The 23368-nt window shown below is 44.1% G+C and carries 26 protein-coding genes and 2 pseudogenes; 26 read left to right on the top strand and 2 right to left on the bottom strand.

Annotation, left to right across the window (positions count from 1 at the left end; genetic code table 11):
- Positions 1–4: 4 nt before the first annotated feature.
- Positions 5–808, bottom strand: a complete 804-nt coding sequence (locus MY9_RS14665) for an NAD kinase (protein WP_040082141.1) — start codon at positions 806–808, stop codon at positions 5–7.
- Between the two features lie 185 nt (positions 809–993).
- On the opposite strand from MY9_RS14665, the gene sppA reads away from it, so the two are divergent.
- From sppA to MY9_RS14600, 14 genes and pseudogenes are all read left to right on the top strand, one after another.
- Positions 994–2001 (top strand): signal peptide peptidase SppA, encoded by a 1008-nt coding sequence (sppA, locus tag MY9_RS14660; protein ID WP_014664984.1) that lies wholly within the window; start codon positions 994–996, stop codon positions 1999–2001.
- Between the two features lie 12 nt (positions 2002–2013).
- Positions 2014–2508, top strand: coding sequence for an RDD family protein (locus tag MY9_RS14655; RefSeq protein ID WP_014664983.1), 495 nt, complete (start codon positions 2014–2016; stop codon positions 2506–2508).
- 74 nt (positions 2509–2582) lie between these two features.
- On the top strand, positions 2583–3263 hold the full coding sequence (locus MY9_RS14650) for a DUF2953 domain-containing protein (RefSeq protein ID WP_041521400.1): 681 nt from the start codon (positions 2583–2585) through the stop codon (positions 3261–3263).
- 13 nt (positions 3264–3276) lie between these two features.
- On the top strand, positions 3277–3732 hold the full coding sequence (ytfJ, locus tag MY9_RS14645; RefSeq protein WP_014664981.1) for a GerW family sporulation protein: 456 nt from the start codon (positions 3277–3279) through the stop codon (positions 3730–3732).
- Positions 3733–3840: 108 nt separating this feature from the next.
- The gene (tpx, locus tag MY9_RS14640; RefSeq protein WP_040082146.1) at positions 3841–4344 is read left to right on the top strand and encodes a thiol peroxidase; all 504 of its coding nucleotides are present in this window, start codon (positions 3841–3843) and stop codon (positions 4342–4344) included.
- A gap of 59 nt (positions 4345–4403) precedes the next feature.
- A complete protein-coding gene (locus MY9_RS14635; RefSeq protein ID WP_014664979.1) occupies positions 4404–5393 on the top strand; it encodes a class I SAM-dependent methyltransferase in 990 nt (329 codons plus the stop codon).
- Positions 5365–5564, top strand: a pseudogene (locus tag MY9_RS21965) (hypothetical protein). The gene MY9_RS14635 and the pseudogene MY9_RS21965 overlap by 29 nt, the downstream one beginning before the upstream one ends.
- A 172-nt stretch (positions 5565–5736) precedes the next feature.
- A complete protein-coding gene (locus tag MY9_RS14630) occupies positions 5737–6924 on the top strand; it encodes an acetate kinase (RefSeq protein ID WP_003223511.1) in 1188 nt (395 codons plus the stop codon).
- An 84-nt stretch (positions 6925–7008) separates the two neighbouring features.
- Positions 7009–7521 carry a MogA/MoaB family molybdenum cofactor biosynthesis protein gene (locus MY9_RS14625; RefSeq protein WP_014664977.1) on the top strand — a complete coding sequence of 171 codons (513 nt, stop codon included), beginning with the start codon at positions 7009–7011 and terminating at the stop codon, positions 7519–7521.
- 169 nt (positions 7522–7690) lie between these two features.
- Positions 7691–8902 carry an argininosuccinate synthase gene (locus MY9_RS14620; RefSeq protein ID WP_014664976.1) on the top strand — a complete coding sequence of 404 codons (1212 nt, stop codon included), beginning with the start codon at positions 7691–7693 and terminating at the stop codon, positions 8900–8902.
- Positions 8899–10284, top strand: coding sequence for an argininosuccinate lyase (gene argH, locus MY9_RS14615; protein WP_014664975.1), 1386 nt, complete (start codon positions 8899–8901; stop codon positions 10282–10284). The genes MY9_RS14620 and argH overlap by 4 nt, the downstream gene beginning before the upstream one ends.
- Positions 10285–10348: 64 nt before the next feature.
- Positions 10349–10480 (top strand): hypothetical protein, encoded by a 132-nt coding sequence (locus MY9_RS22030; RefSeq protein WP_041521399.1) that lies wholly within the window; start codon positions 10349–10351, stop codon positions 10478–10480.
- Positions 10481–10606: 126 nt separating this feature from the next.
- A complete protein-coding gene (locus MY9_RS14605) occupies positions 10607–11374 on the top strand; it encodes an SDR family oxidoreductase (RefSeq protein WP_014664973.1) in 768 nt (255 codons plus the stop codon).
- Positions 11375–11436: 62 nt separating this feature from the next.
- Entirely contained in the window at positions 11437–12120 is a 684-nt protein-coding gene (locus MY9_RS14600) for a metal-dependent hydrolase (protein ID WP_014664972.1), read from the top strand.
- Between the two features lie 50 nt (positions 12121–12170).
- Here the strand turns inward: MY9_RS14600 and ytlI are convergent, their stop codons facing one another.
- Positions 12171–13097: a LysR family transcriptional regulator YtlI gene (ytlI, locus tag MY9_RS14595; RefSeq protein WP_014664971.1), complete on the bottom strand. Its 927-nt coding sequence runs from the start codon at positions 13095–13097 to the stop codon at positions 12171–12173.
- Between the two features lie 152 nt (positions 13098–13249).
- Between ytlI and snaA the strand changes: the two genes are divergently transcribed.
- The 12 genes and pseudogenes from snaA to MY9_RS14535 all read left to right on the top strand — a co-directional run bounded on the left by snaA (position 13250) and on the right by MY9_RS14535 (position 23242).
- Positions 13250–13786, top strand: a complete 537-nt coding sequence (gene snaA, locus MY9_RS14590) for an N-acetyltransferase SnaA (protein WP_014664970.1) — start codon at positions 13250–13252, stop codon at positions 13784–13786.
- 13 nt (positions 13787–13799) lie between these two features.
- Complete coding sequence (gene tcyJ, locus MY9_RS14585) at positions 13800–14609, top strand: sulfur-containing amino acid ABC transporter substrate-binding protein TcyJ (protein WP_014664969.1); 810 nt, start codon at positions 13800–13802, stop codon at positions 14607–14609.
- Positions 14610–14622: 13 nt separating this feature from the next.
- On the top strand, positions 14623–15435 hold the full coding sequence (tcyK, locus tag MY9_RS14580) for a sulfur-containing amino acid ABC transporter substrate-binding protein TcyK (RefSeq protein ID WP_014664968.1): 813 nt from the start codon (positions 14623–14625) through the stop codon (positions 15433–15435).
- A 21-nt stretch (positions 15436–15456) separates the two neighbouring features.
- Positions 15457–16176, top strand: a complete 720-nt coding sequence (gene tcyL, locus MY9_RS14575; RefSeq protein WP_014664967.1) for a sulfur-containing amino acid ABC transporter permease TcyL — start codon at positions 15457–15459, stop codon at positions 16174–16176.
- A gap of 29 nt (positions 16177–16205) precedes the next feature.
- Positions 16206–16913: a sulfur-containing amino acid ABC transporter permease TcyM gene (gene tcyM / locus MY9_RS14570; RefSeq protein WP_041521398.1), complete on the top strand. Its 708-nt coding sequence runs from the start codon at positions 16206–16208 to the stop codon at positions 16911–16913.
- Positions 16910–17689: a sulfur-containing amino-acid ABC transporter ATP-binding protein TcyN gene (gene tcyN, locus MY9_RS14565; RefSeq protein WP_014664965.1), complete on the top strand. Its 780-nt coding sequence runs from the start codon at positions 16910–16912 to the stop codon at positions 17687–17689. Before tcyM ends, tcyN begins: the two co-directional genes overlap by 4 nt.
- Complete coding sequence (locus tag MY9_RS14560; RefSeq protein ID WP_014664964.1) at positions 17686–18690, top strand: LLM class flavin-dependent oxidoreductase; 1005 nt, start codon at positions 17686–17688, stop codon at positions 18688–18690. Before tcyN ends, MY9_RS14560 begins: the two co-directional genes overlap by 4 nt.
- A 14-nt stretch (positions 18691–18704) precedes the next feature.
- A pseudogene (locus tag MY9_RS14555) lies at positions 18705–18988 on the top strand (glutaredoxin family protein).
- Positions 18985–20313, top strand: a complete 1329-nt coding sequence (locus tag MY9_RS14550) for an LLM class flavin-dependent oxidoreductase (RefSeq protein ID WP_014664962.1) — start codon at positions 18985–18987, stop codon at positions 20311–20313. Before MY9_RS14555 ends, MY9_RS14550 begins: the two are co-directional and overlap by 4 nt.
- Positions 20314–20360: 47 nt before the next feature.
- A complete protein-coding gene (gene ribR, locus MY9_RS14545) occupies positions 20361–21053 on the top strand; it encodes an RNA-binding riboflavin kinase RibR (protein WP_014664961.1) in 693 nt (230 codons plus the stop codon).
- A 17-nt stretch (positions 21054–21070) separates the two neighbouring features.
- Positions 21071–22321 carry an S-alkyl-N-acetyl-metabolite deacetylase SndA gene (sndA, locus tag MY9_RS14540; RefSeq protein WP_014664960.1) on the top strand — a complete coding sequence of 417 codons (1251 nt, stop codon included), beginning with the start codon at positions 21071–21073 and terminating at the stop codon, positions 22319–22321.
- A gap of 18 nt (positions 22322–22339) precedes the next feature.
- Positions 22340–23242, top strand: coding sequence for a sulfite exporter TauE/SafE family protein (locus MY9_RS14535; protein ID WP_014664959.1), 903 nt, complete (start codon positions 22340–22342; stop codon positions 23240–23242).
- Positions 23243–23368 lie beyond the last annotated feature (126 nt).

The following is a 23368-nucleotide window of genomic DNA, read 5'->3' as shown; positions in this document are numbered from 1 at the left end:
TTTTTTATAAAAAAGTACGCTTCACTTTTTCCCAAAATGAATTGTCCTTTAGTTTGACTGTTTTTATTTTTTTATTAGACAGTTTGATTTCGATCGTTTTCACATTTCTCGTGCTGAGTGCTTCATTGTCCAAGCCGATGATTGGGTGTTCGTTGCCGTCTTGCACCACACGAAGGGTCAGCTTTCGGTCAGAGCTGAGGACAAATGGCGAGCCGAGTGTCCGGTAGGTGTTATTGTTAAGGGATGCAAGCTCTGATACCTGCATGCATGGAAGCAGCGGATCAACAACCGCTCCTGCAACAGACTTGTTATAGGCGGTGCTGCCTGTAGGCGTTGAGATAATCATCCCGTCACCTCTAAACGTTTCAAAGTGCAGATCGTCAATCAGCACGTCCATCACAAAGGTTTTAATGATGCTTGAACGGATGGATACCTCGTTTAAGCAGTGAAAAGGACTGGCATGATCCACTGTCACTTCAATCAGCGGATATTTTCTGACTTCAATTTGTTCAAACGTCATGGCATCGACCATTTTTTCTCGCTCATCACTATGAAAGTCGCAATATAAATGAGCTTTCCCCTTTTTGGTAATGCCGACGTACAAGCAGTCGTCGCGAAAATTCGTTTTTCTGACTGCCTGCAAAAATGTGCCGTCCCCGCCAATGCTGGCAATAATATTGGCATCTGAGTGCTGGTTCACAACGGTAAATCCATGCTCTTCAGCCAATTGTGTTAACGAGCGGGCTTGTTCGTTTGTTTCCTGGTCCTGTTTGTGAAAAAAATAAACATTACGGCGTTGTTCGGTCATATCCCATTTCCCCTTTGCTGTCATATTTAAGTTTTTCTGTCATCCAGTATTTGTGATAAAATACCTTTGGCCATAAGTGTACCACGTTTGCCGGCAGCCCGTTAAGCCGGAGCTTTCTCATGAAGTGAAACATTTTTCATATTGAATCGTATAATGAGAGAGTTTGGGAAAAAGGAGGAGAAAAAATGAATGCAAAAAGATGGATCGCATTAGTGATAGCTCTGGGGATTTTCGGCGTGTCTATTATCGTCAGCATCTCTATGAGTTTCTTTGAAAGCGTCAAAGGCGCTCAAACGGATCTTACATCATTGACGGATGAATCGCAGGAAAAGACGCTGGAAAACGGCAGTCTCTCAAGTAAAATTGCCGTATTAGAGGTCAGCGGCACCATCCAGGATAATGGGGATTCAAGCAGTCTGCTTGGTGCAGACGGATATAACCACAGAACGTTCTTAAAAAACCTTGAGCGCGCAAAAGATGACAAGACGGTCAAAGGTATCGTTCTGAAGGTGAATTCTCCGGGCGGCGGAGTATATGAAAGTGCTGAAATACATAAGAAGCTGGAAGAAATCAAGAAAGAAACAAAAAAACCGATTTATGTGTCGATGGGATCGATGGCGGCATCCGGCGGCTATTACATCTCAACGGCGGCTGATAAGATTTTTGCGACACCGGAAACCCTGACCGGGTCACTCGGCGTCATTATGGAAAGCGTCAATTATTCAAAGCTTGCCGATAAGCTCGGCATTTCTTTTGAAACAATTAAGAGCGGGGCTCACAAGGACATTATGTCTCCTTCTCGTGAGATGACGAAAGAAGAAAAAAACATCATGCAATCGATGGTTGATAATTCGTATGAGGGCTTTGTTGATGTGATTTCAAAAGGCCGCGGCATGTCGAAAGCAGAGGTAAAGAAAATTGCGGACGGCCGTGTGTATGACGGGCGTCAGGCGAAAAAACTGAATCTCGTTGATGAGCTTGGTTTTTATGATGACACTATTTCGGCGATGAAAAAGGATCACAAGGATTTGAAAAACGCCTCTGTCATTTCTTATGAGGAAAGCTTCGGATTAGGCTCATTGTTTTCCATGGGCGCAAACAAAATGTTTAAAAGTGAAATTGATTTTTTAAATATGAGAGAAATGCTTTCGCAATCCGGTTCGCCGAGAATGATGTATCTCTATGCGAAGTAGGAGGGAACAATAATGGACGCGACATATGAAGAGTTAGAGCGCAATGACATCAAAGGCCCGCAAGAAGCGGAGCAGCTGACACATGCCTATGCTGGCTTTTGGGTTCGTTTCTGGGCTTTCCTGCTTGATTGGCTCGTGGTATGGGGATTAAACCATTTACTCGTTTCTCCCCTCTTTACCGTAATGGATCTGCCGAAATCATCCGGCATGTTTACCTTCTCGGCCTACAGTGTGACAACGCTTATTGTTTATCTTGCCTATTTCGCACTAATGACAAAATACTTTAGGCAGACGCTGGGTAAAATGGTGTTCGGCCTCAAAGTGGTTTCTGTGAAGCAAGATTGCAAGCTGACATGGAGTACAGTGATTTTTCGTGAAGTGGTTGGACGGTATATTGATAAGATTTGGATTTTATATATCGTTGTTGCTTTTTCACCTACAAAACAAGGGATTCATGATTACATCGCGGATACCACCGTGGTGCATGAAAAATTATACCGCAAATAACTGATAACCCGGACCTCTGTCCGGGTTTATTTTTTTAGGATTTGGCGATAATGCTCCTAGAGGAAGTGAAGAATATGGTGTATGCACTGACAGCCATTCTTATTCTCATAGGGGTCGTACTGCTTCTCAGAATGAAAATCCATGTTGCGCTGGAGTATCTTCATGCCGATGATAATGACAAATTGACATTGAAGATTACGGCGCTGTTTGGCCTGATAAGGATCAAAAAAACAATCCCGGCGATTAAGCTGAACAAAGAAGACGGAACAGTGGATATCAAACAAAAAACTGAATCTAAAATGAAAAAAAGCAGCGGAAAGAAGAAAATCACACAAAACGATGTGCAGCAAAGCATTAGTAAGATTGAAATGCTTTTGCATCAGGTCACCAGATTACGGAAAATAAGTGCCTCTTTTCTCGCGCATTTACATATCACAAAGCTGGAATGGATTACAGTTATCGGAATTCAGGACGCGGCAGTGACAGGTGTGATAACAGGTGCTGTATGGGGTGTGAAAGGCGGTATCGCAGCGATGCTCTACGACCATCTGGACTTTGTAAATAAACCTGTTTATGAGGTGATCCCTTCGTTTCAAGTCCCGGTTTCCAAGACCCATTTTCAGTGTATATTCTTTTTTCGCTTTGGACATGCTATGCTTGCAGCTTTCAAATTCGTCAAATACGGACGGGAGCTATCCGTATTAAAGAAGAATCCGTCGGCTCGAATGACTTCAAAGAATGATTCATCAGTTTAAGGAGGAAGCGTATATGGCAGACCATCCCATCCAAGGTTTAATGAAAACCGCAATGGAAAACTTGAAGGAAATGATTGATGTTAACACCATCATCGGAGATCCAGTAGAAACGCCTGATGGAAGTGTGATTTTAACTGTTTCTAAAGTCGGATTCGGATTCGCCGCAGGCGGAAGCGAGTTTGGCGGAAAGCCAGCAGAAAAGAAATCGGAAGACGATGAGACAAGAGAACAGAAACTTCCTTTCGGAGGCGGAAGCGGGGGCGGTGTGTCCATTACGCCGATCGCGTTTTTAATTGTCGGATCGACAGGGATCAGAATGCTTCATTTAGATGAAAATACTCATTTAATAGAGAAAATTTTAGACGCAGCCCCTCAAACACTTGAACGCATTCAGCAAATGTTCAAGAAAAATAACAAGAACCAAGGCCAGAGCCAAAGTCAAAACCAAATGAACAATATGAATTATTAAAAAAGGTTAACTGCGCCGGCCGCAGTTAACTTTTTTTTGGCATAAACTTTGCAGTTTGCAGGAAACTTTACTATGATAGAGACATACATACAAAAGGGAGGAATTATAATGGCTGAAATTACATTCAAAGGCGGTCCGGTTACACTTGTCGGACAAGAAGTGAAGGTAGGAGATCAAGCTCCTGATTTCACAGTGCTGACTAACAGCCTTGAAGAAAAATCGTTAGCTGACATGAAAGGAAAGGTAACGATTATTTCTGTTATCCCTTCAATTGATACAGGTGTTTGTGATGCACAAACACGCCGTTTTAACGAAGAAGCTGCAAAGCTTGGAGATGTCAACGTCTACACAATCAGTGCAGACCTTCCATTTGCACAAGCGCGCTGGTGCGGTGCTAACGGAATCGACAAAGTGGAAACACTGTCTGACCACAGAGATATGTCATTTGGCGAAGCGTTCGGTGTGTATATTAAAGAACTTCGTCTGCTTGCGCGTTCCGTATTTGTCCTTGATGAGAACGGAAAAGTCGTTTACGTTGAATATGTAAGCGAAGCAACAAACCACCCGAACTATGAAAAGCCAATTGAGGCTGCTAAGGCATTAGTGAAGTAAGCAGGGAAAAAAGCTCCAGGCTGCCGCCGGAGCTTTTTTCATGGCAAGGAGGAACACATATGCAAAAAGACCATGTAGGTGCGGTGTATGAGCTGTTAGACGAAGCCGCGATTATGATAAAGAATGAATTGCAGATTTCATATATAGAGGCCCTGGCCGAAGCAGGAGAAATGTATTTTCTTGAAAAAACAGATCAGCTGAAACTGCCTGCTGATCAGAAAACCAAACAGCTTCAGGCTCTGCTTGAAAAAGCGGAATTCGGCACATATGAGCATGAGTGGGTGCGCAAAGCTTTTCAGCTTGCCGTCCTTAAAGGAATGAAGGATATCTCTCATCCGAACAGACAAATGACGCCGGATACGATCGGGCTTTTCATCAGCTATTTGGTGAATAAGTTTATGGCGGATAAAAAGGAACTGACCGTTCTTGATCCAGCCTTGGGAACCGGAAACCTTCTGTTTACCATGCTGAACCAGCTGTCTGGAAAAACGGCAACCAGCTTTGGCATTGAAATTGATGATGTGCTCTTGAAGATCGCGTATGCCCAAGCGAACCTACTGAAAAAAGAGCTTGAGCTTTTCCATCAGGACAGCCTTGAGCCGTTGTTTATCGATCCAGTGGACACGGTCATTTGTGATTTGCCAGTCGGCTATTATCCAAATGACGAAGGAGCAGAAGCGTTTGAGCTCAAAGCTGACGAAGGCCATTCCTTCGCGCATCATCTGTTTATTGAACAGAGCGTCAAGCATACCAAACCGGGCGGCTACTTATTTTTTATGATTCCGAATCATTTGTTTGAGAGCTCCCAAAGCGGCAAGCTGAAACAGTTTTTAAAAGATAAGGTTCATATCAACGCGCTGTTGCAGCTGCCAAAATCTATTTTTAAAGACGAAGCTCATGCCAAAAGCATCCTTGTGCTTCAGAAACAAGGAGAGAAGACGAAAGCGCCGGGGCAAATTCTGCTTGCGAATCTTCCGTCTTTCTCCAATCAAAAGGCGATGCTTGATATGATGGCTCAATTTGATGATTGGTTTAAAAAAGAAAAGTAATTGTTAAAAGCAGCTTAGGCAGCCGTATGAGATGGATGCCTAAGCTGTTTTTATTTGTCTTTTGAAGATCGGACTGACGAATTGAATCCAGCTTTGAAACACAAAATACAGAGAGAAAAACCGCAAATTGTAAGCGTTCATCAATACAAAACCTATAGGGAATGTGTCTGAAAATAACGACTTCTTATTGTAAGCGTTATCAATACGCAAGTTGACTTGAAAAGCCGACATGACAATGTTTAAATGGAAAAGTCAGATATTTTTCGGAGAAGATGTTGATATTCACCGGGAAAAAAGTACGAAAAACGAAGTTGTTGATACAGAGTATAAAGGAGCGTCAATCATGTCCAAAATTATTGCAATTAACGCAGGAAGCTCGTCTTTGAAATTTCAGCTTTTCGAAATGCCTTCAGAAACCGTTTTAACGAAGGGTTTAGTTGAACGAATCGGTATCGCCGACAGCGTATTCACAATTTCTGTGAACGGCGAAAAAAATACAGAAGTAACTGATATTCCGGATCATGCGGTAGCTGTTAAAATGCTGCTGAATAAGTTAACGGAATTTGGCATTATTAAAGACTTGAATGAAATTGACGGAATTGGCCACCGTGTCGTTCACGGCGGAGAAAAATTCAGCGATTCTGTTTTATTAACGGATGAAACCATTAAGGAAATCGAAGATATTTCTGAATTGGCACCGCTTCACAACCCGGCAAATATCGTTGGAATTAAAGCGTTCAAAGAAGTGCTTCCAAATGTTCCTGCGGTAGCTGTTTTTGATACGGCATTCCACCAAACAATGCCTGAGCAGTCTTACCTTTACAGCCTGCCGTATGAATACTATGAAAAATTCGGCATCCGTAAATACGGCTTCCACGGCACTTCACATAAATATGTAACTGAGCGTGCGGCAGAGCTTCTTGGCCGTCCGTTAAAAGACTTGCGCCTGATTTCCTGCCACCTTGGAAACGGAGCAAGTATTGCTGCTGTTGAAGGCGGAAAATCAATTGATACTTCAATGGGCTTTACGCCGCTTGCCGGTGTTGCAATGGGTACGCGCTCTGGAAACATCGACCCTGCCCTGATCCCATACATCATGGAGAAAACAGGCCAAACGGCTGACGAAGTACTGAATACATTAAACAAAAAAAGCGGACTGCTCGGAATTTCCGGCTTCTCTAGCGATCTTCGTGACATCGTTGAAGCAACGAAAGAAGGAAATGAGCGCGCGGAAACGGCTCTTGAAGTATTCGCAAGCAGAATCCACAAATACATCGGTTCTTATGCTGCTAGAATGAGCGGTGTAGATGCGATCATCTTTACTGCCGGTATCGGTGAAAACAGTGTGGAAGTCAGAGAACGCGTTCTTCGCGGTTTAGAATTCATGGGCGTATACTGGGATCCTGCGCTTAATAACGTGCGCGGCGAGGAAGCTTTCATCAGCTATCCGCATTCTCCAGTAAAAGTCATGATCATTCCGACTGATGAAGAAGTCATGATTGCGCGCGACGTTGTTCGTTTAGCAAAATAAATCGCATGAAAGCACATTCTCTTGAATGTGCTTTTTTGTTGATGCATGATAGTGACAGACAGAAAACATAAAAGAGGTGGGCCAATGAGCGTTCAAGAGCATAAACAAGAAGCTCCCGATATCGTTCGGTGTAAAGTGATTACTGTCAGTGACACGAGGACAGAGGAAACCGATAAAAGCGGCAAGCTGATGATCTCATTTTTAGAAGAAGCCAGTCATCATATTGCTGCATATGAAATCGTAAAAGACGAAAAGGATGCTTTGCAGCGGTCAGTGCTTGCGGGCTGCATGGATGAACAGACAGACGCGGTACTCTTAAACGGAGGGACAGGCATAGCAGATCGGGATGTCACAATTGAAGCCATAACGCCGCTGTTTTCGAAAGAGCTGCCCGGTTTTGGAGAAATATTCAGGATGCTGAGTTATACAGAGGATATCGGCTCTGCCGCAATCATGTCGAGAGCAACAGCCGGTGTCATTCAGCATACCGCTGTTTTCTCAACGCCAGGCTCAAGCGGTGCGGTTAAGCTGGCAATGAATAAGCTGATTATTCCCGAACTTGCACATGTGGTCAGAGAAATCAGAAAAGACAAGTAAATGAATAAATACTACGAAACTTCACCTGAAATTTAGGTGAAGTTTTTTTGATAAAAGGCTTGAAAAAACGAAACGTACTTGTTAAAGTGTATACATACAAAATGCATTTTTATTAAAAATAATTTATTTTTATACAAAATAGAAACACAGTTGAGAGGGGATTTTTATCATGTCAGAACAGAAAAAAGTCGTATTAGCATACTCAGGGGGCCTTGATACTTCCGTCGCAATAAAATGGCTTCAGGAGCAAGGATATAATGTCATCGCCTGCTGTCTGGATGTCGGTGAAGGCAAAGATTTGGCCTTTGTTCAGCAGAAAGCGCTTGAAGTCGGCGCGACAAACTCCTACGTGATCGATGCAAAAGAGGAATTTGCACAGGACTACGCGCTTATCTCTTTGCAGGCCCACACGATGTATGAAGGAAAATACCCGCTCGTGTCGGCATTATCTCGGCCGCTGATTGCGAAAAAGCTGGTTGAAATTGCGGAACAAGAAGATGCACAGGCGATTGCTCACGGATGCACGGGGAAAGGAAATGACCAGGTTCGTTTCGAAGTCTCCATTAAATCATTAAACCCTGACCTTGAAGTCATCGCGCCGGTTCGCGAATGGCAGTGGTCACGTGAAGAAGAAATTGAATATGCGGCGAGCCGCGGCATTCCGATTCCGATCAATCTTGACAGCCCGTATTCTATCGACCAAAACCTCTGGGGACGCGCGAATGAGTGCGGCATTTTAGAAGATCCATGGGCGGCGCCGCCAGAAGGTGCATACGATTTAACAGCTCCGCTGGAAAAAACGCCGGACACGCCGGAAGTGATTGAAATTGCATTTGAACAAGGTGTGCCTGTCTCCATTGACGGCGTATCTTACACGCTTTCTGAACTGATTTTGAAACTGAATGAAATGGCAGGCGCACACGGTGTCGGACGTATCGACCACGTGGAAAACCGCCTCGTCGGCATTAAATCCCGGGAAGTATACGAATGCCCTGGTGCGATTACACTGATCAAAGCGCATAAAGAATTAGAAGATTTGACACTGGTGAAAGAGGTTGCACACTTTAAACCGATCATCGAGCAAAAAATGTCAGAAATCATTTACAACGGCTTATGGTTCTCGCCGTTAAAAGACGCGCTGCACGCTTTCCTAAAAGAAACGCAAAAGCATGTCACAGGCATCGTTCGCGTGAAGCTGTTTAAAGGCCATGCAATCGTAGAAGGGCGTAAATCAGAATATTCTCTATATGATGAAAAACTTGCAACATATACAAAAGACGATGCGTTTGATCACCATGCGGCAATTGGCTTTATTGAGCTTTGGGGCCTTCCGACAAAAGTGAACAGCATCGTGAAAAAGAAGGAGCAGATTAAAGCATGAAGAAGCTTTGGGGAGGCCGGTTTCAAAAAACACCGGAAAAATGGGTCGACGAGTTCGGCGCATCCATATCATTTGACCAAAATTTAGTCACTGAAGACATAACAGGGTCTCTCGCACATGCTGCCATGCTGAAAAAATGCGGTATCCTGACAGCGGAAGAAGAGCTGAAAATCCGCGAGGGACTGAATACCCTTTTGCAAAAAGCAGAGGAGGGAGCATTGGAATTCTCAGTCGATTATGAAGATATTCATTTGAACATAGAGAAAATGCTGATTGACGAAATCGGCCCGCTCGGAGGCAAGCTGCATACCGGCAGAAGCCGGAATGACCAGGTGGCGACTGACATGCATTTATACTTGAAGAATCATGTCGGCCACATCATCGAGCTGATTGAGGCATTCCAAAGTGCGCTGATTGAAAAGGCGGAAGCGAACGTTGAAACGATTCTGCCGGGCTACACACATCTGCAGCGCGCCCAGCCGATTTCATTCGCTCACCATCTGCTTGCGTATTTCTGGATGCTAGAGCGCGACAAGGAGCGTTTTCAGGATTCGATGAAGCGGATTAACAAATCTCCGCTCGGCTGCGGGGCGCTCGCGGGAACAACCTTCCCAATCGACCGTGATTATTCAGCCGAACTGCTCGGCTTTGATTCTATTTATGAAAACAGCTTGGATGGCGTCAGCGACAGAGACTTCATTTTGGAGTTTTTAAGCAACAGCAGTATGCTGATGATGCACCTATCCCGTTTCTCTGAAGAAATCATTTTATGGTGCTCGCAGGAGTTTAAATTCATCGAGCTTGACGATGCGTACGCAACAGGGAGCAGCATGATGCCGCAAAAGAAAAACCCTGATATGGCGGAGCTGATCCGTGGCAAGACAGGGCGCGTATACGGCGATATGATGGGGCTGTTTACGATTATGAAAGGACTTCCGCTTGCTTACAACAAAGATCTGCAGGAAGACAAAGAGGGCATGTTTGACACAGTGAAAACGGTGGAGGGCAGCCTGCAAATCTTCACAGGCATGATCCAAACAATGATTGTAAACAAAGACGTCATGAAGCAAGCGACAAAACAAGACTTTTCAAATGCGACGGAACTGGCCGATTATTTAGCCAAGAAAGGAATGCCGTTCAGAGAAGCGCATGAAGTGGTCGGAAAACTTGTGTACACCTGCATCGAAAGAGGAATCTATTTAAGCGATATGCCGTTTGGCGAGTTTCAGCAGGCGAGCACACTATTCGAAGAAGATATTTACACTGTGTTAGACCCTTACTACGCAGTTGAAAAAAGAATGAGCGCCGGGGGCACCGGATTCAAACAGGTGGAGCAAGCGCTTGAGAAAGCGAAAGCTTGCGTCGCAACAGGAGTTTGTTAAAATTTCCTTCATAAAAAACCGTCATTATAGCCAACCTACCTCTATAATGATGGGAGGCAGAATGATGAAAAAAGAAACGGAACGCTATATTTATGATGAACAAGAAAGCCAGGAGACAACAAGGCTCATTTCAGAAGCATATCAAAGCGGTTATGTCGATATGCCTGATCAGGAGTCTTCATCTTCTGCAGAATAAGCTGTCTATACAGGCAGCTTTTTTTGTATGCCAAAGTGTAAAAAGTGATATTGCAAGCCTTTTATAGTAAAGTAGAAGAAGAAACACTTTATTGAAAGCGGCGACGTTGCTTTGGGAGGTATTCATGTGCGACATGCTTTAATTACTGCCGGTTCGAAGGGTTTAGGCCGCAAAGTGACTGAAACGTTGCTTGCAAAGGGGTATTCAGTAACAGTCAATTACAGACAGGATGAGGAGGCAGTCAGCCGCCTGAAGGAAGCCTGTCCCGATTGTCTTGACCGGCTGCAATTTGTAAAAGGTGATGTCACCAAAAAAGAAGATCTGCTGCGTATTGCAGACACTGCCTTAAACCGCTTTGGAAGGATCGACTTTTTGATTAACAACGCGGGACCATACATATTTGAACGTAAAAAGTTAGCCGATTATACTGATGATGAATGGTACGGCATGCTGGAAGGAAATTTAAGCGCCGTCTTTCATTTATTCAAAGCGGTTATTCCTATTATGAGAAAACAGCAATTCGGACGCATCATTACGTACGGATTCCAAGGTGCGGCTCACGCGCCAGGCTGGCTTCATCGCTCGGCATTTGGCGCTGCGAAAGTGGGCTTGGCTTCTTTGACGAAGACAATCGCCATTGAAGAAGCCGAATTCGGCATAACAGCCAACATGGTTTGCCCTGGAGACATTGTCGGCGACATGAAAGAAGCATCGATAGAGGAAGCTAGAATGAGAATCGGCAAAGAAAAAACGCCGATAGGAAGGTCCGGAACAGGCGAGGATATCGCCCGGATTATCGCTTTCTTGTGTGAGGAGAACTCAGACCTTGTGACTGGGACTGTCATTGAAGCCACCGGAGGCCTCAATGTTATTAACAAGAATCAAACAACATAAGTTTTTCAGCTTTTGAAAAAGGGAAAATAAAAAAAACAAAATTACGTGACGAGGTGAAAGAAATGAAAGTGACATATCACGGACATTCTGTAATTACAGTGGAAACGAAGGACCACCATATTATATTTGATCCGTTTTTAACAGGGAATTCGTTAACGGATATCAAGCCGGAGGATGTAAAAGCGGATGTCATCTTATTAACGCACGGCCACAATGACCATGTCGGTGATACTGAACAAATCGCCAAGCAAAATAACGCGCTGGTTATAGCACCGAACGAGCTCGCTGTGTACTTAGGCTGGAAAGGCTTGAATGTTCATCCGATGCACATCGGGGGCTCCCGCCAGTTCGATTTTGGAAAAGTGAAGCTCACACAGGCCTTTCATGGATCAGCCATCACAGATGAAGAAAACAAAACGATCACTTACACAGGCATGCCAGCCGGTATTTTGCTGACTGTAGAAGGTAAAACGATTTTCCATGCGGGTGATACGGCACTATTCTCTGATATGAAACTCATTGGCGAGTTGAATCATATTGATCTTGCTTTCCTGCCGATTGGCGATAACTTTACGATGGGGCCTGAAGACGCCAAGCTTGCCGCTGAATGGCTGCGCGCAAAACAGGTCGTGCCGGTGCATTACAATACATTCCCGGTCATCGAACAAGACCCAGAAGCATTCGCTGACAGCCTTCCGGGCGGAGTCGGCAAAGTCATGTCGGTCGGTGAGACGATCGAGCTGTAAGCGGTGAAACCATCTCCTGATGAATCAGGAGGTGGTTTTTATTTTTTCAGTTATCCTGTAATGGTCTTATCAGAGGTTCCTTCCAATTCTTTGCTGCGTTGCTGAAAACGTTTGGTTATCCGAGCGATCAAGTCCTTCGTGGCGCGGTCAAAATGAACTTCTTTTTGATTTGTCAACAGCCCTATGGGCGGGGTGATATCCAGGTTCAGAATTGGAATAACTTTAGTGCCGTTGAACGGTTTAGAATGTGCGGTGCTGGTAAAGATTGAAATTCCGATGTTTTCACGTACGTAATATTCATGTGACATGCTGCTTGTGAGCTCCATTTTTTTGTAGCGATTACCGAGTTCTCTATGTAAATGCTGTTCAATTTGTAAGCGAATGGGGCAATTGGCGGGCGTAAATATGAAGCGCTCTTCTGCTAAATCAGACAAATGGACAGCCTTCTTCTCAGCGAGCGGATGTTGATCAGATACAATCACATTTAATGTGTCATAAAAAAATGGATGGTAGTAATTTTCAAGAATCAGCTCCGGCTCGCCGCAGACCGCAAAATCAATCGTCCCGTCTAAGAGCTTTTGACTGCAAGTATTGGCGTCATCAACCTTGATATTAACCGTTATCTTTGGGTAATCCTTTAAGAAATCCTTTAAAATCTCGGGGAATATCAGACTGGCGGTCGGCTCTGAAATCCCTATGTTGATAATGCCTGCCTCTTCTTCCTTTAAGTCGGAGAGGTTGTGTTTAAGCGCCTCGTATTGTGTCAAAAGATCTCCTGTTCGTTCATAAAAAAGTTTCCCTGCTTTTGTCAACTGCAGGCTTTTTCCTCTTTCAAACAGCAGTACGCCTAAATCCTGCTCCAATTGCTTCATACGCATCGATATCGTCGGCTGCGAGTAGTTTAGTATTTCTGCAGCTTTATAGAAGCTTCCAAATTTCACAATCGTATGAAACGTTTTGATTGAGCGTAACTCCAATGTGCTCCCTCCTGTTTTTCATCATTAAAATTACTGAAGTGAAGGTTTACTTTTTTTGATTAGTCAAAGATCAGAGTATGCTTTATAGTATAAACAATAAAAGCTTAGTAAACAAATCGGGATTATATATTTTGTGAAGAGGAGTGACAAAAATGAGTGAGGATATTTTTCGACTGGCAACTGTTGAAGATGCACCGGAGCTGTTGAAACTGGTTAACAGCGCATTTTCGCCCATTCGGCAGCTGGATATTGATTGGCCATCCACAAGAGCTGATATCCAAATGGTATCAGAAAATATTGAACATCATTCAGCGATTGTGCTGGAGCGGGATGGGAAGCTGATTTCAACGATTACAATCAGGTTCCCGTGGGAGAGTGAGACGCCTCCTTCAAAATATCCGTTTGTGTGGTGGTTTGCGACACTGCCGGAATATAAAGGACAAGGCGCCGGAAGTAAGCTGCTTACGTATGTTGAAGAAAAAGTGCTTCGAGATATGCTGAAGGCTCCTGCACTGACACTCGGCACATCGGCGCGCAAGCATCCTTGGCTTGCTGACATGTACAGAAGGAGAGGGTATGAAGTGTATTTTGAGCAGGAAAAAGACGGGGACATAGGTGTGATGATGCACAAGGTTCTGATTCCGGAACGATTTAACCCAACGCTTTTAGGTGCGCCCAGCTGGGCATGATGTGAGGCAGCCTATGAATAAGCGCAAAGGATTGGTTTTGCTGCTGTCAGTGTTTGCATTACTTGGCGGGGGATGTTCGCAAACAAATAACAAATCAGATTCTCAGGCTCAAACGGTCATAGTCGGCACTGGAACAGATTTTCCGAATATTTCGTTTTTAGATGAAAAAGGCGATTTGACCGGGTATGACATTGAAGTGATGAAAGCCATCGATAAGGAGTTGCCTCAATATACATTTGAATTTAAAACGATGGATTTCTCAAATTTGCTGACAAGTCTCGGAAATAAAAAAATTGATGTGATTGCGCACAATATGGCCAAAAATAAAGAACGAGAAAAGCGTTTTTTATATCATAAAGTCCCATATAACTACTCGCCGATGTACATCACGGTGAAAGAGGATAATCACAAGATTCATACATTAAAAGACTTGCACGAAAAAACAGTCATAGTTGGCGCCACGTCAAATGCGGCAGATTATATTACAAAGTACAACAAAACGCACGGCAGCCCAATTCATTTAAAATATGCGGGACAGGGAAGCAATGACACCGCCAATCAAATTGAAACTGGGCGCGCAGATGCAACGATAGCTACACCGTTTGCCGTCGATTTTCAGAATAAAACGCACGCCTTCCGCCAAAAGACAGTCGGTGACGTGTTATTAGATACCGAGGTGTACTTTATGTTTAATAAAGGCAGCCAAACCTTGGCGGATGACACGGATCAAGCGATTAAAAAGCTGGAGAAAAACGGAACGCTAAAAAAACTAAGCCGAAAATGGCTCGGGGCAGATTATTCAAAATCAAGTTTTGAAAAATAAATGGGGCGATGAGATGAAAACGAAAGCAGCATTCATGGCAATATTATTTTCCCTTATAACAGTTCTGTCAGCTTGCGGTGCAGACAGTCAAACGACGGGAGCCGGGCAAAAGAAGGTACAGACGATCACGGTTGGAACTGGAACCCAATTTCCCAATATTTGCTTTATTAATGAAAAAGGCGATTTAACCGGTTATGATGTCGAACTGATCAAAGAGCTTGATAAGCGCCTGCCAAATTATAAATTCACATTTAAAACGATGGAATTTTCCAACCTGCTTGTCAGCCTCGGACAGCATAAAGTCGATATTGTGGCACATCAAATGGAGAAAAGCAAAGAGCGAGAGAAAAAATTTCTGTTTAACAGGGTTGCCTACAACCATTTCCCTTTAAAAATTACTGTGCTTCAAAATAACGATACGATCCGTGGAATTGAAGACTTAAAAGGAAAACGGGTGATTACGAGTGCAACATCCAACGGAGCGCTTGTACTGAAAAAGTGGAATGAGGAAAATGGGCGGCCGTTTGAGATTGCCTATGAGGGCCAAGGCGCAAATGAGACTGCGAATCAGCTGAAATCGGGGCGTGCGGACGCAACGATCTCTACGCCTTTTGCAGTAGACTTTCAAAACAAGACGAGCGCTATTAAAGAAAAAACCGTCGGTAATGTGCTTTCAAATGCCAAAGTGTATTTTATGTTTAACAAAAATGAACAAACGTTAAGTGACGATATTGATAAAGCCTTACAGGAAATCATTGATGACGGAACGCTGAAAAGGCTCAGTTTGAAATGGCTTGGTGACGACTATTCCAAAGAGCAGTATTAGGTAAAAAGAGAGGGAGCAGTGATGGAAAAAGCGTTTGATATGAACATGATTGGAGATTTTGTGCCGACGTTAACCGCTTATTTACCGGTTACATTATACATTTTAACACTGTCCTTGCTTTTCGGTTTTGTATTAGGACTCTTTCTGGCACTGCCCCGCATCTACAATATTCCAATTGTAAATCAATTGGCAAAAGTGTATATCTCGTTTTTCAGGGGAACGCCTATCATGGTGCAGCTTTTCATCGTGTTTTACGGAATCCCGGCGCTTACTGGGCTTATCGGGATTGATACATCAAAAATGGACCCGTTTTATGCTGCTGTCGCAACCTATGCGTTAAGCAATGCAGCGGCAGTCGCAGAAATCATTCGAGCGGGAGTGGGCAGTGTAGATAAAGGCCAAACGGAAGCGGCGTACAGTATTGGCTTAAGCGGTAGTCAGGCCTTCAGGCGAATCGTTCTGCCTCAGGCACTTGTCCAGGCGTTTCCGAATATGGGAAACATGGTGATCAGTTCTTTAAAAGATACGTCTCTAGCCTTTTCCATTGGTGTTATGGATATGTCCGGAAGGGGCCAAACATTGATCACCTCAAGCAACCATTCTCTTGAAGTTTACATTGCGCTATCGATTGTTTATTATGCTGTAGCGGTTTTATTCGAATGGTTCTTTCAAGTGGCAGAAAAACGAATCAAGAAGAATCAAACAAGGATTGTTACTGTTTTTGACATGAACATACATTGATATATTTCTTCGGATGAGGGGGGAGAAGATTGCAATTTGACTTTCCATTTATTGTTTCCGCCATGAAAGAAATGGTAAAAACCATTCCTCTGACATTGATGATGGCTGTTTTGCCGATTGTGTTTGGATTTCTCGTGGCTCTTGGAAATATAATTGTTAGAATTTTTAGAATTAAGGGCTTGGTGGCTTGCTCAAGGTTTTATGTGTCTTTCTTTCGAAGTACACCTGCAATCCTTCACATTATGTTGATTTATTTAGGGATACCTCCTGTTGCAGATCAAGTCAGCAGTTTTTTTCATCTCGGCTGGTCCGCCAATGAGATACCGGTCTCCATGTTTGTCATCATGGCCTTGTCTTTAACTGCCGGAGCTTATCTGACAGAAATCATCCGGTCGGGCATTCTGGCGATGGATACCGGACAGGTCGAAGCGGCTTATTCAATCGGCTTGACACACAGCCAAACCTTTCGGCGTGTAATATTGCCGCAGGCGCTGATGGTTTGCATCCCAAACTTCACAAATTTGGGTATCGGCTTTTTGCATACCACCTCTATCGCGGCTATAGTGGCTGTCCCAGAGATTACAGGGACGGCGACTATCGTTGCTTCTGATAATTATGCATTTTTAGAAGCGTTTATCGGAGCAGCCATTATCTATTGGGTGCTGACTCTAATCCTAGAATCAGTAAATGGAGTATTAGAGAGAAAGGCAGCCAGATTTCAAGGGGGCACTTTATGATTGAGATTAAAAATATCCATAAACAGTTTGGCATCCACCATGTATTAAAAGGGATAAATCTCACGGTACGCAAGGGAGAAGTTGTGACGATTATCGGGCCGAGCGGATCAGGGAAAACCACCTTTTTACGGTGCCTGAATTTATTAGAACGTCCAGACGAAGGGATCATTTCTATACATGACAAAGTGATTAATTGCAGCTTTCCGTCCAAAAAAGAGGTTCACTGGCTCAGAAAACATACGGCAATGGTATTTCAGCAATACCACCTGTTTGCTCACAAAACGGTGATTGAAAATGTCATGGAGGGCTTGACGATTGCCCGGAAAATGAGAAAACAAGACGCGTATGCCGTAGCGGAAAATGAACTGAGAAAGGTCGGGCTTCAAGATAAATTGAACGCTTATCCGAGTCAGTTATCGGGAGGACAAAAGCAGAGGGTTGGGATAGCAAGGGCGCTTGCCATTCATCCTGATGTGCTGCTGTTCGATGAACCGACGGCAGCACTTGACCCGGAGCTGGTCGGTGAAGTGCTTGAGGTAATGCTGGAAATCGTGAAAACCGGAGCCACCATGATTGTTGTTACACATGAAATGGAGTTTGCAAGAAGGGTCTCTGATCAAGTTGTTTTTATGGATGAAGGAGTCATTGTTGAACAAGGGACCCCGGAGGAAGTATTCCGCCATACCAAAAAAGACAGAACGAGGCAGTTTCTCCGCCGTGTTTCGCCGGAATATTTATTTGAACCAAAAGAACACATAAAGGAGCCGGTGATATGATCCGCTTAAGTATTTTAGACCAAAGCTTGATTGGTGAAGGGGAGACAGCAGCTGATACATTACAACATACAGTGAAATTGGCACAAATGGCTGAAGAGTGTGGATATCACCGATTTTGGGTGGCCGAACATCACAACAATGATGAGATTGCAGGGTCTGCGCCCGAGGTTCTTTTAGGCTATCTTGCTGCAAGCACAAGGAAAATTCACTTAGCATCAGGCGGAGTGATGCTGCAGCATTACAGCCCTTACAAAGTGGCGGAGCAGTTCTATCTTCTATCAGCGTTAGCTCCCGGCCGTATAGATCTTGGAGTGGGCAAAGCGCCCGGCGGGTTTCAGCTGTCCACAGACGCGCTGCAGGCCGAATATGAAAAACCGGTGCGTCAGTTTGATGAAAAACTGGAGGAGCTTACTCATTTCGTACGGGATGATTTTCCTGATACCCACCGCTATGCCGCATTGCGTCCTAGGCCGCAGGTTGATCGGCAGCCGGGTATTTTTCTATTGGGAGGAAGCACAGAGAGTGCCATTTCGGCTGCAAAACTGGGAATCTCTTTTGTCTTTGCTTACTTTATTAACGGTGAAGAGGAAGTGCTGAAGGAAGCCCGTCGAGCATTTGACGCGCATCTCCCCCCAGGATCTGAGGCTGAATTTCATCTTGCTCCCGCTGTTTTTGCGGCACATACAAAAGAAGAAGCGGAAAAACATATTGTGTCGCGTGAATCGATAAAAGTGGTTTTGAAAGACGGGCGTAAGGTCAACGTCGGTTCCCGCGAACAGGCTGAGGCCTATCTGGAAAACGTCACAGAGCCATATGACATCATCGTGCAAAAAACCGGGATTATTGCCGGAACAAAGGAAGAAGTGGCAGAAGAATTAACACGTTTATCAGGCACATACAAAATTAATGATTTTGTTATTTTTACACCGATCAAAAATGCTGAAGAAAAACAGCTGTCTTATCAGCTGCTGAGCGATGCAGTTTTAGCTGCAAAACGTTAAGGAGGGACAGAAGAATGAGTGATGTTGTGAACATTGTGGTTTGGAGTAAAAAAGGCTGTTCGTATTGTGAGGAAGTCAAGAATTATTTGAATGAAAAAGGGTTCCCGTTCCAACATATCGATGTTTCAGAGAAAGAAAAGCTTCGAGATATTTTACAGGTGAAATATGGGGTGCGCCATGTGCCTGTGGTCGAAATCGGGCGCGGCAATCAGTATCAAGGGATAACTGAGATCGGCATTGAACACCTTGATCTGGCACTTGCGAATTATATCCAAAGATAAAGGAGGCAAAAAGATGACACGTTCAGATTTTATTCAGTTTGGAGCGATGATTCACGGTGTCGGGGGAACAACTGACGGCTGGCGCCATCCCGATGTTGATCCCTCGGCCAGCACGAATATTGAATTTTACATGAAAAAGGCACAAACAGCTGAAAAAGGTTTGTTTAGTTTTATTTTCATTGCAGACGGCTTATTTATTTCTGAAAAATCGATTCCTCATTTTTTAAACCGTTTTGAACCGATCACCATTTTATCTGCGCTAGCATCGGTTACCAAAAATATTGGGTTAGTAGGGACGTTCTCTACATCTTTTACTGAGCCATTCACGATCTCCAGACAATTGATGTCGCTGGACCATATCAGCGGGGGCAGGGCAGGCTGGAATCTTGTTACTTCTCCACAGGAAGGAGCGGCGCGCAACCATAGTAAGTCTAATTTGCCAGAACACACTGAACGTTACGAGATCGCACAAGAGCATTTGGATGTTGTGCGCGGGCTGTGGAATTCCTGGGAGCATGACGCATTTATACACAATAAGAAAACAGGGCAGTTTTTCGATCCGGCGAAGCTTCATCGCCTGAATCATAAAGGAAAGTATTTTCAAGTAGAGGGGCCCTTGAATATCGGGCGCTCTAAGCAGGGAGAGCCTGTAGTGTTTCAAGCGGGTTCATCAGAAACAGGCCGGCAGTTTGCTGCCAAAAATGCGGATGCGATTTTTACCCATTCCAATTCATTAGAAGAGACAAAAGCGTTTTACGCGGATGTGAAAAGGCGAGCTGCTGATGAAGGGCGGGATCCTTCAAATGTGCGGATTTTTCCGGGGATCAGCCCGATTGTGGCAGATACGGAAGAAGATGCGGAAAAGAAGTATCGTGAATTTGCAGAATTAATACCGATTGAAAATGCTGTTACTTATTTGGCCCGTTTTTTTGATGATTATGATCTGAGTGTTTACCCGTTGGATGAGCCATTTCCCGATATTGGCGATGTGGGAAAGAATGCGTTTCAAAGCACAACAGACCGGATTAAGCGAGAAGCAAAAGCCAGAAATCTGACATTGCGGGAGGTAGCACAGGAAATGGCTTTTCCGCGGCCGCTATTCATCGGAACACCAGAGCGTGTCGCATCCTTAATTGAAACTTGGTTCAACGCTGAGGCAGCGGATGGGTTTATCATTGGGTCGGATATACCGGGAACACTTGATGCTTTTGTAGAAAAGGTGATTCCGATTCTTCAAGAAAGAGGGCTTTATCGTCAAGATTATCGCGGCGGGACATTGCGGGAAAATCTCGGTCTCGGCATTCCGCAGCATCAATCCGTTTTACATTCATCACATCATTAGGTTTCGTCTGATCGAATGCGGAAGCTGAGAGGGGGAGGGTGACTTTTTTGACGATCATTGCCGGTACGGTTGTGAAAGGAAAACAATTAGGCAGAAAGCTTGGATTCCCCACGGCAAATGTAGATGCAAAAATGCATGGGCTGCGTAATGGAGTTTATGGGGTTCTGGCGACAGTCAATCATCAATTTTATTTAGGGGTTATGAATATCGGTGTGAAACCGACGGTCGGCTCTAACCTTAAAAAGACATTGGAGATTTTTTTGTTTGACTTTCATAGAGACATCTATGGAGAAAAAATCGAATGCAGTATTCTCTTTAAAATTAGAGAAGAAAGAAGGTTTGATTCTTTGGAGTCGTTAACAAAGCAAATTAAAAGGGATATTTCGTGCGTTGCAAAACGCTTTGAGCTGATTGGGATTATGGCACCGAACAAAAAAGAAAGCCTCCTTTCCCATCAGGAGTTAAATCTTCCGGATCTCTGCTTTTACAAGAAATGTAACAACCTATATGGCGTCAACCGGGGCGTATACAATGTCATTGATAACTGGTTTTTTGAGTACGGAATTACACAAGTAGCTTACAGGCGCATTTATATTTTATCTTTTTTAAGCTTTTTGAAAGAAGATAATCCGAAGGTTTCCAGCAAGTATATAAAATTTGGGGCGGGCGGTCTTAATGATAAATTGAACCGATTTATTTCATCTTATGTTGAAGAGTCTGAAGAAAATATATTGGGATAGGGAAAGGAGCAGAACATATGTCTTTGGATTATTGGAGAAATATAGAAGGCTCCTATCCTTATCAGACTACAGGAGATGACATCCTGAAGTTGAAAGGGGAGTATAATCCCGTAAATCTCTCAACGCTAGAAAAGCAGCTCATCGGCATTCGCCGGCACTTGCACCAATATCCTGAACTGTCAAAAGAAGAATTTGAAACAACTGCTTTTATAAAAAAATGCCTTAAAGAAAAGGGGATAAAGATTCGCCCTACTGCTCTAAAAACGGGTGTGTTCGCAGATATAGCAGGGGAGTCAGAAGGCCCGGCGATTGCTTTGAGGGCTGATATTGACGCCTTGCCAATTGAAGAAAAAACAGGATTGCCTTATGTGTCTAAACATAAAGGGATCATGCATGCGTGTGGTCATGATTTTCATACGGCAGCGCTTCTTGGTGCGGCCTTTTTATTGAAGGAAAATCAAGACAGTCTGAAAGGGAAAATTCGTTTATTATTTCAGCCGGCAGAGGAAGCAGGTGCCGGCGCTGCAAAAGTGATAGAGGACGGCCAACTGGATGGCATTGATGCAGTTATTGGGCTTCACAATAAACCGGATATCGCGGTTGGGACTGTAGGGTTAAAAACAGGCCCGCTTATGGCTGCTGTTGACCGTTTTAAAGTAGAGATAGAAGGGAAAGGAGCTCATGCAGCATTGCCGCATAATGGTTTTGATCCAATTGTCGGCGCCTCTCAGCTTATTGTCGCCCTGCAAACGATTGTAAGCAGAAATGTAAACCCGCTGCAAAGCGCGATTTTAACGGTAGGGAAAATCAATGGCGGCAGCACTTGGAATGTCATTCCGGATACAGTTTTCATTGAGGGCACTGTTCGTACATTTGATTCAGAGGTTCGTAATCAAGTGAAACAGCGTTTTTTGGCAGTCACAGAGCAGGTTTCTGCCGCTTTCTCGTTAAAGGCAAATGTGAAGTGGCATTCCGGACCGCCGCCGCTTTGTAATGATGAGGCAATAACGGGGCTGGTGCGAGACGCTGCGCATAAAGCGAAACTTCAAGTCATTGATCCCGACCCATCAACCGCGGGGGAAGATTTTGCTTATTATCTTGAGCATATTCCGGGGTCCTTTGCGTTTTTTGGAACAGACGGTGATCATGATTGGCACCATCCTGCATTTACAATTGATGAAACTGCCATTATCAAAGCCTCTTATTTTTTATATGAAAGTGCCAAGAGATTGTTAGATTCGTATGAAGAATCAAAAATATCTGATTGATATAGATGGGGTGTGCTGATGAAGAAATTAATCGTTTTTGCATTTATTGGTTTATTGTCGCAGTTAATAGACGGTTCGTTAGGTATGGCTTATGGGGTTACCTCAACTTCTTTGTTATTGGCGTTCAGCATCACCCCTGCTGTGGCTTCAGCTTCTGTGCATTTAGCGGAAGTCGTAACGACTGCCGCATCGGGAGTGTCGCATATTAAATTTGGCAATGTTGACAAACAAACCGTTTATCAGCTTGTCATTCCCGGCTCTATAGGCGCTTTTTTAGGCGCGGCATTCCTCAGCCAATTACCTGGAGATGTGGCGAAACCCTATATTTCTTTGTTTTTGCTCCTTCTGGGCGGATATGTATTGATCAGGTTTTTATTTCAATATAAGCCGGCTCTTGAGAAGAAGCATGTGCCGTTAAACCGAAAACAATCCATCCCATTGGGAGTGATCGCTGGTTTTGCAGATGCCACAGGCGGAGGCGGCTGGGGGCCGGTGACCACTCCGATTTTATTATCCCGCAAAGGCTTGAGCCCGAGGAAAGTTGTCGGGACTGTAGACACAAGTGAATTTGCCATCGCGGTATCTGCGACTGCCGGTTTTCTTATTTCATTAGGATGGGAGGACGTCAATTGGTTATGGGTGTTTTCACTTATGGCCGGCGGAATTATCGCTGCCCCTATCGCAGCATGGCTGGTGCAGAAGTTTCATCCGCAATTGATGGGTGTGCTTGTAGGAGGATTTATTATTCTGGTAAATGCCAGAACATTAATAAATGAATGGATCGCAAACACAGCTGTTTATCCATTGATCTATACGGCCATAGGGACGATATGGCTATTCGCAGTTTTCTTTGTTTTATCTAAAATAGGGAATCGAAATATTGTTAAGACAGCGGTTGATGTCCATTTAAAAGAAAAATAAGGGGTTTTTCCGCTTTACGATGTAAAAGGAATCACGAGGTCCTTGCGCTTGACTGGAACGAAATCAACGCTGTCAGAAGCCGGTCGGGCTTCTTTTTTATTTTCCAGCCTCATTGCGTATAAATCC

Source organism: Bacillus sp. JS (genome assembly GCF_000259365.1).
GTDB lineage: Bacteria > Bacillota > Bacilli > Bacillales > Bacillaceae > Bacillus > Bacillus stercoris.
The sequence above is the reverse complement of the archived record's forward strand: the minus strand, read 5'-3'. Positions and strand labels throughout refer to the sequence as shown.